Source organism: Blautia sp. JLR.GB0024 (assembly GCF_037000545.1).
GTDB lineage: Bacteria > Bacillota > Clostridia > Lachnospirales > Lachnospiraceae > Blautia > Blautia celeris.
Window position 1 is genome coordinate 75,888 of the sequence record NZ_JBANBF010000002.1, and the last position, 14,844, is coordinate 90,731.

Annotated in this window: 3 protein-coding genes; all 3 read left to right on the top strand. The window is 44.3% G+C overall.

What is annotated here, in order from left to right:
• Positions 1-10 precede the first annotated feature (10 nt).
• The 3 genes from V8Q34_RS04635 to V8Q34_RS04645 all read left to right on the top strand — a co-directional run bounded on the left by V8Q34_RS04635 (position 11) and on the right by V8Q34_RS04645 (position 14,840).
• Positions 11-1,696 carry a GspE/PulE family protein gene (locus tag V8Q34_RS04635; RefSeq protein ID WP_207727852.1) on the top strand — a complete coding sequence of 562 codons (1,686 nt, stop codon included), beginning with the start codon at positions 11-13 and terminating at the stop codon, positions 1,694-1,696.
• An 11-nt stretch (positions 1,697-1,707) separates the two neighbouring features.
• Positions 1,708-2,772: a type IV pilus twitching motility protein PilT gene (locus tag V8Q34_RS04640; protein WP_278308736.1), complete on the top strand. Its 1,065-nt coding sequence runs from the start codon at positions 1,708-1,710 to the stop codon at positions 2,770-2,772.
• Between the two features lie 83 nt (positions 2,773-2,855).
• Positions 2,856-14,840, top strand: a complete 11,985-nt coding sequence (locus tag V8Q34_RS04645; protein ID WP_335834936.1) for a prepilin-type N-terminal cleavage/methylation domain-containing protein — start codon at positions 2,856-2,858, stop codon at positions 14,838-14,840.
• The last annotated feature ends 4 nt before the right edge of the window (positions 14,841-14,844 follow it).

The following is a 14,844-nucleotide window of genomic DNA, read 5'->3' on the forward strand; positions in this document are numbered from 1 at the left end:
AGGAGTTAGCATGGACAATAATATCAGAAATGTTCGTATCGGAGATGTTTTAAAAGAATATGGATATGTCACAGAAGAACAGATAGATGCGGCACTGGCCTATCAGAAGGAACACAAGGGAGTGAGGCTGGGAGCTGCCCTGACAGATATGGGATTTATTTCAGAGGAGCAGCTTTTGGAGGCGCTTTCCACACTTCTGCAGGCGCGTATTATTGATATTTCCACCATAGAGGTGGATGTGGAGGCAGTACAGAAGATTCCGAGGCAGCTTGCGGAAAAATACGATATGCTGGCTGTAAAACAGGCCGAGGGCGTGCTGACCATTGTATTAAATGACCCGCTGAACTTCTACGCTATTGAGGATATCCGGCAGCTCACAGGCATGCAGCTTGAAATCTGTTTAAGCGGACTTTCCAGCCTCAGAAATGCCATAGGATACTATTACAGTGAGGTGGAAGCCAGAAAAGCAGCCAGTGTGGCGAACGAACAATTTGAGGATCTGGCACTCACGGATGAATTTAATATTGAGGAGGAGGGGGATGACGATACACCGATCATCAACCTGCTCAGCCGGCTGATCGACAGGGCGTATAATACCAATGCATCGGATATTCATATTGAGCCGTTTGAGGATAAGACCACGGTTCGTATGCGTATCGACGGTGTCATTGTTGAGTTTGTGACTCTGCAGAAAAACCTTCATGCTTCTCTGATCGCCAGGATTAAGATTCTGGGAAATATGGATATTGCAGAGAGAAGGATTCCGCAGGACGGGCATTTCCGTATGAAGGTTGCAGGGGAATATGTGAATATCCGTGTTTCCGTGATCCCTACCGTATTTGGGGAGAAGGCAGTGCTTCGTCTTCTGGCGAACAATTCCAACATTGATTATCCGGAGACCTTCGGTATGCATGAGGAGGATTATAAGAAGCTGAAATCCATGCTGGGGTCACCAAACGGGATCATTTATTTTACAGGCCCGACAGGGTCAGGCAAGACAACGACCCTTTATATGATACTTTCGGAGCTGTCAAAACGGGCGGTGAATATTTCAACCATAGAGGACCCGGTGGAGAAGAATCTTCCGAAGATCAATCAGATGCAGGTAAATAATCAGGCAGGACTGACATTTGAGGCAGGGCTTCGGGCGCTGCTTCGTCAGGACCCGGATATTATCATGGTCGGTGAGACCAGGGATGTGGAGACGGCATCTATTTCCGTGCGTTCGGCCATCACAGGACATCTGGTATTTTCCACTTTACATACAAATGACGCGTCATCCTCTGTCATCCGTCTGGAGGACATGGGACTGCAGCCCTATATGGTGGCAAACTCCCTGGTTGGTATTATAGCCCAGAGGCTTATGCGAAAAGTATGCCCCGACTGCGGGGAGGAGAGCATTCCCACAGCGGAGGAGAGGAGAATACTGGGAACGGATATTAAAAAAATCATGCACCCAAAGGGCTGTCCCCAGTGTAATTATACAGGTTACAAAGGCAGGGTTGCAATACATGAGGTTCTCATGATAGACAGACAGGTGCGGCAGATGATCATGGACGGTGCCTCCGCGGAGGCAATCCAGGATTACGCTGTGGAGAACCAGAATATGAAGACACTGAAGGATGCCGGCCTTAAGATGGTGGAGGACGGAGTCAGCAGTGTGGAAGAGTTGAGAAAAGTGGCTTACTATAAATAGCAGAAATGAAAATGGAGGATAAAAGAATGTACGACCTGAATCAGCTGATCATGATGGGAAGGGAAGAGAAGGCTTCTGACCTTCATATTTCTGCGGGAATGCCGCTTATGATGCGTGTCCACGGTAAACTGGAGCAGACATTGGTCCAGCCGGATGAACAGGAGACAGAGGTTATGCTGTACGGGCTTCTGGATGAAAACCAGAAGACACGTCTGGCAGAAGGGTATGATATTGATTTTGCCCTGGAGACACCGGACCACAACAGGCAGAGGGTCAATGTTTTCAGGCAGCAGGGAAAGATTGCCGCCACGATCCGTCTGCTGAACAGTCACATTCCCACATTGGAAGAACTGCATATGCCGAAGCTTCTGTACAAACTGGCTGAGGAGCCCAGGGGGCTGATTCTGGTCACAGGACCTACGGGCAGCGGTAAGTCTACCACACTGGCCGCTATGATCGAACATATCAACCAGACCAGGGCAGAACATGTGATCACGATTGAGGACCCTATCGAGTACACGTATCAGAGCAAAATGGCCCTGATCCATCAGAGGGAGACGGGAAGAGATGTTGTGGATTTTGCCTCTGCACTGCGCAGTGCGCTGCGTGAGGACCCGGATATTATCCTTGTGGGTGAGATGCGTGATTATGAGACCATTATGGCAGCGCTTACTGCCGCTGAGACAGGACATCTGGTTCTGTCTACGCTCCATACAACAGGTGCGGCGCAGACCATTGAGCGTGTCATTGACGCCTGTCCGGCAGGCAGCCAGAACCAGGTAAGAACGCAGCTTGCCGGTGTTTTGAAAGGGGTTATCACACAGTGTCTTATGCCTGTGGATGACGGGACAGGAAGGATTGCGGGAACCGAGATCCTGCTGGGCACAGATGCCATCACGAACCTGATCCGTGAGAATAAGAGCCACCAGATGGGAAGTATGATGCAGTCCGGCGGTGCTACAGGAATGCATACGCTGAATATGGATTTGATGAGACTGGTGCGTGAAGGATATATAAAGAAAGAATCAGCGCTTCAGTATACGAATGATAAGAGGGATTTGGAACAGTATTTCTAGAGCGTGTTTCAGACGTATTTCTGCACATGTGGTTCCCGGTGAAGACAGCGGGGGCGGGTTGGAATAAGGAATGAGTGGATTATATGGAAAAAGGGGTATTGCACGGGAATATTGATAAAAACAGAAAAGGCGGGAATAAAAACCAGGGTGGATATACGCTGGTTGAACTTATTGTGGTCATTTGCATTGTGCTGATACTGGCTGGAGGGGCAGTGTTTGGTGTGATGACGTGGATACGGTGGTCGCAGTTTAAGGAGCAGAATGAGTATGCGAAGACGCTTTTCAGTGCGGCGCAGAATCAGTTGACAGAGTACAGTGAGAATGGACGTCTTGATAAATTCCGGAGAGTGCTGGCCTCAGACGGCGGCTATAAAAACAAGGTTAATGTAAAAGATTTGTTTTACAGTGAAGAGGAAGGCAGTGAAGCCTATGAGAAGAGACTGGATCTTCTCTGGCCTGCAAGTGCCGGCAAGACAGACAAGGAAAAATACAGAGGTGAAATCTGTTATCTGAAGGGCAACGGGGAAACCTATAAGCAATATCAGGAGTATAAGGCCGGAAAGGGAGAAAAACCGGATGAGGAGATTCTTGCGCTTTACGACATGCTTCTGCCTTATGTATATGACTCGTCTATTTTAAATGCAGCAGTCTGCGTAGAGTTTACTCCGGAAGAAGGTCAGGTTTTTTCTGTTTTATATAGTAATCAAAACGATGATTTTGAATATAACAGCAGTAATCATGCAAAAAGGGGAACTGTAGATATCACCAACCGTGAGACGAGTGTGAGAAAAGAGCGGATGGTAGGGTATTACGGTGTGGATTCCCTGGCCGTTGCAACTACGCCTAAGGCGGAACAGCCGTCAATCAAAAAGGTAAAGCTTAACAATGAGGGGACCCTTAACCTTTCCTTTATGGTAACGAATAAAGATGGAAATGCTGTCACGAATATGGATTACACAATCCTGGTGCTTGACAAAGATACAGACAATGATAAGGAAACACAGCGGCTTAAAATTGTACTGGATGGCAGAAAACTTACCAAAAAAGAGAATACAACGGAACCTATAACATGCAGTGTGACCCGGTATGATACTGACGGGAAAGAGTGGACTACCAGTGATTACCCCATGCTTGCCTGGCTGGAGAATGAAAACACGGTACGTCTGATTCTGGACGCCGCAGATTTAAGTGCTGCCACCTATTATTATAATGAGCTTTATGGCAGCTACCAGGATAACCCGAAGACGACCCCGATTTTAGATAATCTGAAAAATACATATAGCTTTCACAGATTCTGCGTGGATACAGAAAACATACTCTGTAAAGTGAAGGGAGTAGGAAAAGATTATAAGCCTACGGCTGTGAGAAAAAGCAATGTATCCCATACATATTTTGGGGAATATACAAAAAAAAGCAGCAGTGGGACTGACAAGGTCACATATACACTTAAAAATGCACGACATCTTTATAACGTACGCTATGTGGAGGATTTTACTCCTAAAAAAGCTGTGAGTGGTGCAGCGGACAGGGAGTGTACATATCAGCTTGCAGAGAACATAAACTGGCAGAAATTTATTAAGGACGGATATCTGTACGATACAGATAATATTTACAAAAAGAAGGATTGGAATTCTCTCACGGCACAAGTGGCGCCTGTCAAGGATACAGCCACGCCTTTTCCGTCAGTTGGGATCTTGAAAAGCACATCTGTTTTAGAAGGTGCAGATGAGAAGACCAATACGATCAGCGGACTGATCATAAAGGAAGATGCGAACAGCAGCACAGCTGTTTATGGTACTGAGATTAATAATGGCAAAGACGGCAAGAGTACAATACAGTATATAAAAAATGGTCCGGCTGGTTTGTTTGTAAAGAACGAAGGTAAGATCACCAATATGGTACTGGACCAAATCTCAGTGGAGGGAAGTGCTTCTGTCGGTGCTTTCTGCGGAGAAAACAAAGGCACTCTTGTGGATTTAACGGTTGCCAATTCGGATGCAAAAAATATGCCAAGCACTGTAGTGGGCAAAACAGATGTAGGAGGCATCGCAGGAAAAGATACAGGGTCTTTGCAGATGCAGTATAAAAATCTGGTAAATCGCGCATCTGTCAGAGGTGTAACTTATGTAGGCGGTATAATCGGGCAGTTGAAAGTGGAGAAGGACGATAAGACTGCTCTTATAGAATGGTGCAAAAATTATGGTGCAGTGGAAGCTGCGCCTGTTAACCTTGAGAAAAACCAGGATAAAAAGAAAATGCAGGAAATGCTTTCTCAGGCGAAATATATCGGAGGAATCGTGGGATTATGCAGCAACAAAACGAATAAGGCCGATAATCTGCAGGTGAGCAACTGTGTCAGTTCTCCTCAATATTTACAAGAAGACATGGAAGAGCTTTTTGCAGCAGATGAAAAGCTTCTGGAAAAGCTCAATGGCGTCTATGTGGGCGGCATTGCAGGATATAATGAAAACAGTAAGATCATCAATTGTAACACGGAACAGGAAAAAAACAAAGAAGGTTATATATTTGGTTATCAGTATGTGGGGGGAATTGTAGGGTTCAATGAGAGCCTTGCAGAGGCAAACCTGGATGGTAAGGATGAAAGTAACCGAGGGGAAAAGAACACCAACGAAGCGAATGTGATCGGCTGTGATTATGTGGGAGGAATCTGCGGAATCAACGCGGCACGAAGCGGGGAAGATAACGAGTTTCATGTAGCAAATCCGGATTATACTCGAAACGAGGAAAAGATTGTAGCGAACTGGATAAATGAAGGTATTGTTGCGGGGTATGGGAACTACGTGGGAGGTATTACGGGACTGAACACAGGTATTGTGGAGAACTGCAGCAGTGAGGTAGCTGCTGATGATACCGCAAGGAATATTACAGATGCGGCCAGTCTGAAGGGAGATTATGTAGGCGGCATTGCGGGATATAATAACGGTAAGATAACATCAGGTACCGTTTCCGATTATCTGAATACAACCATTCGTATGGTATGCTACATAACAGGCAGGAATTACGTGGGCGGAATCGTGGGTTACAATGACGTGGACGCGTCTGTGGAAAATTATGAACTGGAAGGCGGATTTATCAAGGGTACGGGTGTCTTTGTCGGAGGATATGCCGGATTTAATTCCTCTGTTGAACTGCTCAGAGATAATACGTTGAAATCCAATCCCAATGAGGTGACCGGCGGCTATTGTGTCAGCGGTACCATTGGAGGGAATATTATTTCTACAGATGACCGGATCAGCACAGAGTTTACAACAGATAATTTCCTGGGCAAGGTTTATGCAACAGCGTTTACCGGCGGTTTTATTGGGTATAACAGAATTCTGCCTGATTATGATGAGGATGCGATAAGTTATATTAGAGATTTAGCTGCCCTAATAGCACAAGCTGTTTCAGGAGAAAAGAGTCTCAGCCAAAATGTCGAATATATTGATGAGAGTGATAGAGACGCCGAAGGAAATACAAGCGATGGCATGTTGACAATAGAAGGAGTCCAGGAACATGAGACGGAACAATCTATGCGTTTCGGAAGTTTGACCGGGCAAATCTATGTAGGCGGAGTTATAGGCTATAATTCCATTCATACACCATTGACCATAAAGAATGTAATAAATAAAACTCCTATAACAGCAGAAGATGCCATTGTAAACAATAAAGAATCCAAGAATGGAGAGCAGGATGACTTCCTATATTCCTATGCAGGTGGTGTGATTGGAAGAGCTGGAAATTTAGTAGAGATTGATAATTGCCGTAACATGGATGTGGGAGATGTTGTGACCCAGGGCACTTATCTGGGCGGCATTTGTGAAGTCAACGAAGGCCTGATCAAGAACTGCAGTGTGTCCAGTATCGGAACTGCAGGGCGCAGCTATGTGGGTGGAATTACAGGGTTTAATAAGGGAGAAATAAAAAACTGTTCTTTTACAAACAAAACCATAACCGGAAATGATTATGTAGGGGGAATAGCTGCCCAGAATTACGGAACCATAAGCGGCACCTGGTTATTCGGTGGAATCGTTAATGCATCCGGTTCTTATGTAGGGGGAATTGCAGGGGCAAACAGTGCAGAAGGGAGCATAATACTCATACAAGACGGTGATTCCGTATCTGATACGAGTATGGCAACTGCAAACGCCGAAATCAAAGCTGGCGGGACTTACGTCGGTGGTATTACTGGTTATAACGCCGGTCAAATTCAGAATAAAAGGAATGTTAATGATAGTGAAGATTTTGAATTCTTCACATTTACAGGCAGTATAATAGGCGATAAAATGGCAGGCGGATTTGTGGGGGAGAGTGTAAGTGAAAATCAGGTTATACAGAATGTGAAAAATGCTGCCATTGTAGTTGCCGGGAACGGAAATGCCGGGGGAATAGTTGGGATAACTTCAGGCGGGATTGACAATTGCTGGAACGCCGGGAATATTTCTGCAGCAAGTGAAGGTGATGCAGGTGGAATTGTGTCTGTAAATTATTCAGATATTAAGAACTGTTCAAATACAGGAACTGTTTCTGCAGCAAATGGCATGTGCGGAGGAATCACAGGAGAAAACAGCGGTATTATAGAGGATTCTTTTGTACTGGCAGGAAATGAAACGCTTATTTTTGAAGGTATGAAATGTGCCGGAGGAATTTCAGGTATTAATAAGGGTACCATATCCGCATGCAAGATTACCGGAAATCAGGGAATGCCCGTTATAATATCCAATACGGTAAACAGCAAAGTCAGTGATGTGGGTGCGGTGACCGGAATTAACTATGGTAATATATTGCTGACAGAAGACGCCGTGGTCTTATGTGAAGTGAAAACCTACACCTCAGGAAGCAGCATAGGCGGTATTGCCGGAAGTAATTTAGGAACAATTGCAAATTCAGGCATCAAAGATATTGAAAGTAATTCGGCAGTGGTCCGTGATACAAAGATCGGTTTTGCAGGAACAAATGCAAATTATGCCAATATTGGCGGTGCTGCAGGAGTAAATGATGGCAGTATAAATCGTTGTAATATTTCTGCAGATATAACAGGAGACCTGGGAACAACTGACACTGGATATGGAGGTATAGCAGGTGTAAATAACAGCAGTATATCAAAATGTGCCTACAGCGGAAATCTTCTTACCAATGGCTCAGCAGATAATATTGTAAATCTGGGAGGTATTGCCGGAAGAAATAACGCAGGCGGAAGTATCAGCAATTCCTATGTTGGATTCCGTGATAATACCCTGATTGAGACGGATAAAGACGCAAAAAAAAGCGGCGTCGGCTATGCAGGAGGGATTGCAGGTTGGAATGACGGGTATGTGGCAGGCTGTGATAATTACTCCAATTCAACGAAGAATGTGCAGATAAATAACCGAAGCGGCCACACCGGCGGCATTGTGGGATACCAGACCAGCGGCGCGGCAGCTACGGGAAGCAGTGAGAAGCATATACTGTCTACAGGAGAAAACTGGAGTGTGAAAACAACAGCGTACTCCAATGATTTCGGAGTCGGCGGTATTATCGGGTACAGTGCCTCCGGTGTCAGTATGCAACATGTGACCAATTATGCGGCAGTAGTGGCAGGAGGAAATTCAGAGAATGTTACAGCAGGGGGGCTGATAGGGCGTTTGGAAAATAAAGACAGCAGTTCTATGACTGTCAGCGATTTTTACAACTATGGAAATATAAGCGGTAAGCTGAGTGCAGGAGGAATCGGCCGGTTAAAGTATAAGGGAATCACTATGTCCAACTGTACCAACTATGGTAATATCCAGTCTAATGGCTCTGCAGCGGCGGGTATCATTGCAACATTTTATCAGACGGACCAAGGTGCAGCCGTGGTGTTTGATTCCTGCAAAAATTATGGAAATATCAGTGCCGGAAGTAATGCCGGTGGAATAGTGGGGTATGCCCATGATACAGCAGGAAATATCAAAGGAATCTATACAGACTGCGTGAATGAAGGGTGTATAACAGGTGGTACGGCAGGAGGAATACTCGGGAACGGAGATAAGCAGGATGCCAGTTTTTACCGATGCAGAAATTATGGAAACAATGGAAACACCAACTCAAAAATGGTTGGAATTGTAAATAAGAAGTATACGTCTATGTTTGACTGCATCAGTATAGGTGATTCCAAGAATGTGGCAAATAGTTCATCAGGAAATATTACGGACTCTTACTATCTCGGAACAGGTGAACTGGAACCACCGCCAGTAGATGATAAGACAGTGTACATCAGTGAGGTATCGTCAAATTCTGCAATCAATAACTATCCGTCAGATAATCTTTGGAAAGAGATGGACGGAGAGGCTGCTGGTCAAAGAAGATTTAAATTTAGTAAAGTGAATAATAATAAGTTAACATTTAATTTCTACAAGGGATATCCTTTGACTAATTTTGGAGTATATTGGGCTAATGATGATACGAATGCAAACCCCAATATAGTCAGACAATATAAATTTAAAATATCCTGTAATAATGGGGCTTACTATTTGGGTCGGGATGGTAAATGGATCGCAGGAGAGAATAACGGCTACGAGTTCATCGCTTATGGACAGAATAAACCAAATGCATCCTACTGGAGCACAAACTTAGATGGAAATACCATCATAAAAAATATTAGATTTGAATTTACAAGAATTATGGACGGTACAATAAAAGAGGGGGTTTTTAATGCTGAGGGCACTGAGAAAAATTATATCTGTGTTTACGCAGTAAGTGCATCCCAAGGAGATACAAGCGAAAATGGCTTTACTTCAACAGTGGATAGCTATCTTGAGAGTCTGAAAGGATATATCTCTGCTAAAACAAAACTGGAAGAGTGTCAGAAGGAAGAACAGGCTGCAAAAGATGAATGGGGTAGAATGCAGGAGTATCTGAAGGACTGGACGGTTCAATCCACAACGCTGGACGGGAAAAAGGTACTGGAGGAAAATGGGACGTATATATTTAATAATTTAAGTAAGGACGTCAGCGGGCAGGACAGAAAAAGATATATCTTAGATAATAGATCCGGAGGAAATGGATTTTTGATAAAACTGTCACCGCCTGAATCTGGTGCGGAAAAAATAGACAGTCTGAAAATCCTGTGGGCAGGAAGCAGTAGTTTAGAGGACGACTATAATAGCGCCAAAGCAGAAGTACGCCAGTATTCTTACAAGGTAAAAATTAATTACAAAGACGGGACCTTTTCCGGAGATTCAGATAGTGACAGAATAAGCCATGGAGATTTCTACGATCCCAGCAAAGAAGTGGACCTTTCCGATTTACTGACTAAAGAAAAAGAAGTTTCTTCAATAGAAATTATGATTTCAAAAGTGACCGGGAATAATAATGTCAAAAAAGGATTTGCATGTCTTTGGTATGTGGCACTCGGAAACACCGATTTTGTGGGAGAAGGGAACTTTACTGAGGAGAAGTATCAAGAGGCAAAAACCCAATATGAGGAGAAGGCAGCAGCCAGACAGAAAGCACAGGATGATTTCAATAAAGCATCCGAAGATCTTGAGAAAAGTCCAATATTTACAGGAAGTATAAAGAATGCCGGTCTGTGCAGTAAAAAATCAGAGACGGAAGATTCTGGAAAAGAGGATTCTCTTTTAGGATATAAGTCAATCGTTATCCAGAATGAGGATGGAACATATGAAATAAAAGGAAGTGAAGCTGTTTCCGAATCGCCGTTTAATATTACTGGTTTGAAACTTAACCCTGCCAGTGGATGGAATGATAAATCTTCGGATAAATCTCAAAACAGATATAAAGTGTACGAAGAAGTAGACCCTAAAATAGTGGAGTATTATCTTAATAAAACGCCGGAAAATCCCGATGATATAAAGGGCATCAGCATAGATAATACAGGGGGTGAACTGAAGATTACATGGGGCCATACCGGCAGGAAATACTATGCCGATCAGTTTGTATTTAGGGTGACAGATAAAAACAATGCGATTGTATCTGATACATTTAATAAACCGGAGGAAATTTCTTATGGGATAGAAAAGAAAACCATCAGAGTTCCTGAAGAATGGGTTGGATGCAAAATAGAAGTCTATATCAGGTCAATAGGCCGTTCCTATGTTGAGACAGAATATACCGAGGAAAAATATGGACCGGAAGTTATTGGGGTTATCCAAAAAGGAGCTTCTGCATGGGCAGGCAGCAGCAGAGAACTGCTCATGCCGCAGGCTGCACCGAAGATACATCTGGAATTGGGAGCCTATGATGTGAATGGAAAGGCAGGCTGGGATAAATTTGTTGCAGTTCTGGAGAATAAGGATGATTACAAGGATGACAAAGCAACAAAGATAAAGTTAACTATATTGAATAAAAATATAACGATTGATACTGAAAAAGGCATTTCAGAAGGCTTTGTCATTTCGAGCAATGGCAACCAGGTAATGACCTCATACGCTGAAGCAGTACCAGGTAAGTATGAAAAATCTACATCTGTATCTGTACAGTCGGCAATTTACGGTTGGGAGGCATTAAAAGATAATGACTATGTGAAAACAACCTTTCATGACTTTTATGGTGATCGTCCGGGAAACCTTTATAATCAGGTGATGATGGAGAAAATAGGAGATGTTACAGAACTGTACATGAATTCCGAGCTTCTTGTAAATGCTCCATTTGATTTAGAGAATGAAGAAATATTCCATTGCAATTTGACCCTGGCTTCCGGCAATTCCCATGTTGCAAGTAATGGAGTGGAAATGACCAGTAAGCTGAATCATCTTCCGGATAATTTATTGGACTATGACAGTATTACGGTTCGTACTTACCCATGGCGCAGCCAGTCCGACGTATGCTGGTATGGACATCAGGTTGCAGAAAATATAACAGAAGAGGAATTGCTCCGGTATATTAAAGACAGAAATTCAGAAGATAAGAGTCTCTGTCTCAGAGACACTTCCAGAAATAATGAACCTGTTTTCGGCGAGGATGGCCTTGCAAATGGATATATACTGCGGCGGGATACAGACGGAAAATACGAAATCATTTACAGCAGTATCCTGGCATACGGTGATGAGCAGCATTACCTGAAACAGGTAGATCAGAAGAAGTACACCGTAGACCAGAATGCATGTAAAGTAACCGCTGGATCATATTCTCGTGATATACAGCCAAAGCCCGTTATAGAGAACATCATACCGCTTCAGGAAGACGGGGTAAATTATGTATTTACCTGGGATGTCGGTATTGGAGAGCAGGATGCGGTATACGACATTACATTAAAGGGTTATATCTCTAAGGAAGACAAAACAGGAGTTCTGCTTGGTACATCCACAGTAGATAAGAATACTCCCGGCAGTTATCAGGAATCGGAGAAAAGCTGGAGTGTCTCATTTGAAGACAAAGAGAGGACCTGGAATTATCCGAGAGTGAGTATAAGTATTGTTCGTGCAGGCACAGCCAATGCAGTCAGTGGGTCAACGATAAAGTTCCCTTCTGGTTCTGAAATGGAATTTGCAGTTCCGTTAAGGCTTTCCCAGATCTCAAAACCAGTCCTCCAGCTCCACACAAAGGAGGAGGGAACGGAGAAGAATTCTTTATTGTATGACACAGTCTGGAATGCCGTTCCGAAAGAAGAGCGTCCTTATACAGCCGCGTATGAAGTCTGCGTACAGCGGGCAGAAGGTGATGAAGGTGCGGTCAGCAGCTATACGGAAAAAGCAGGATTAGATGCCGCACTTGAAACAGCCGGGAAACTTTATGGAAAGAAACCGGAAGTAGATGTTACAGAAGGGGAACAGGAAAAAGTCTATAGCTGGGTGGAGAATGTTGACGGCAATAAAGTTGAAAAAACCATGGCTCTTATCTGGACTACAGAGGGCACCTATACATTAACAAAAAATCTTACGGAAATCTGGACATTTGCTTCAGATGACGAAATGAGAGACAGCGATACATGGAGCAGAATACTTGATTTGAATGACTATGAAAGAGGTGAAATGATAACTGTTTCCGTACGGGCATGTGCGGACGAGACAACAACAGAATACCGTGACGGAATAGACGGTGTAGCCAGAGAACTTACACTTCCGAATCGTCTGACAGTGCCGGATACAGCAAATCTGACTGCATCACCGGAGTATTTGCCTCATGAGGATGGAGTAAGAGATACGTTTGTCACTCTTCAGGAGTTTATCAGAGACGGAGTCACCTTGTCTATGTCAGATACAGGAGAGAATTATTACAGAGGAAAATACCAGATAGCAGCAGCAGTATTTGACGAGAGAGAGGCAGACGATGTGAGCGTAATGCCTGCCGGTGATGCGCCTTCAGAAGAGGATGCGGGAGGATACTGGAATTCCGGTGCAGTGGCAACACTGAAGGGCAAGGCAGCAGAGACTGCTATGACAGGAGATTTTGCAGACAGTACTTATACACTGGAAAATATCGACCCCGCATATGCCGGAAAATGGCTGAAGATCGCGCTTAGAAGTGTTTCAGACAGCAATATCAGTTCCTGGTGGTCAGACGAGGATGATACAACGGAGAATACGGTGAACTATCAATGGATCCGCATACCGCGTATCAGAGTGGAAGAACCTAAAATAACGGAAGGTGCAGCATCTGTCTATTATGATCTTACCAGTGGGAATTGTACACTGGAGTCAGTGCCGGAGTATGTTCCTGCCGTGCAGACAGAGCTGGATTTCAAACTGCAAAGTTATTCAGATGGTTACAGGATTCAGCGTATCCGCAAGGCCAAGGAATCGAACACAGATGAACTGAATGCTTACCGATATGATGCGGACTGGATCTATCTGGAGGACGACAATAACGGCGGTTATAATATTTTCTGCAGTACATCTGCAGATACACCGCTGGATATACGGTCTGACGGGGAAGAACCTGTATGCAGGGAAGATGAGACTGCAGTGTTTGTGCAGAATATTCAGGCAGGAGACACAGCTGTACTGCCTGTAAAAGAAGAGACAGTACAGAACATACTGGATAAGCCGGTATCCACACAGATGATTCTCTCCTGGATGCCGAAGGAGGAGGAAAAGGAAGCTTACTTCCGTTTGATTCTTCCGGATGCGGAGACGATCATGGACTATGGAGATGAAGCCAATCTGTTTACTTCACAGGCATCTGTCCAGGCAGTCATACTGGGAGATGACCCGGAACAGGAGCGGCTGGCAGGTTATGAGAGTTCTGAAATTTCCAGTTGGTACAGGTATAAGCCGACTCAGATTGAGCAGGCAACCGCAGTCACAACGCTTTATGATTATTCTGACGCTGTTGAGGTGCAGAGTGGTGTATCTATAGAGGCTTCTTTATGGAAAGACACCGCCTATAAGCTGACTGAAAAGACAGCAGACGGATACAGTATATATCAGATTAAAATTCTGGACAGTGATCAGGAGAGGGTGCTGGATCTTCGTAACCTCAGCGCTTATTATGATATAAGCAGTGAGACAAATATTCTGGCTCTGAAGGATGCAGTTTATGCACAATATGCAGGAAAATGGATCTCATTCAGGGAGGCCAGGGTTACAGAGGCCAATGGTGGAAATATCAGCAGATGGAGTGACTGGACAGTGCCCATAGTGCTGCCGAAGCTGATAGTCGAAAGTCCTGAGGTGACAGAAACTACGGCGCAGGCAGAATATATCCTGCATCGAACACAGGGAGATGATGTGCCGAAGCAGTTTGATGCCAGACAGTATAGCTGGTTATGCGAGAGAGGGATTCATGACAAAATAGAGGGATATCAGATACAGATCGGGCAGGGAGAGGATTCTTTCTATGCAGAGATTAAAAGAGATGAAGACAATATCTGGTATTACACCAGTCCCGCTGGCGAACAGATTGCTGTGACGGATACTCTTACTTTACTTCAGACAGAGAGTACGGTACAGGAAGGTGCGGAAACGTATACATTGTCAGCCGAAGTGATACTGAATCTGACACAGACAGAAAATGGCTGGCAGTTTACTGTGACAGTACCTGTACAAGAGATAAGTGTGAAGGAAGAGAACAACCGACTTAGTTTTACATTCGACTGTAATATGATTTTAGAGCCAATTCCGGTAAACGATAATTACGAAACAAATTAATGCA

Excerpts from the sequence above, each read along its gene's own strand:
- V8Q34_RS04635 (WP_207727852.1), top strand. The coding sequence starts at position 11 with ATGGACAATAATATCAGAAATGTTCGTATCGGAGATGTTTTAAAAGAA.
- V8Q34_RS04640 (WP_278308736.1), top strand. The coding sequence starts at position 1,708 with ATGGAGGATAAAAGAATGTACGACCTGAATCAGCTGATCATGATGGGA.
- V8Q34_RS04645 (WP_335834936.1), top strand. The coding sequence starts at position 2,856 with ATGGAAAAAGGGGTATTGCACGGGAATATTGATAAAAACAGAAAAGGC.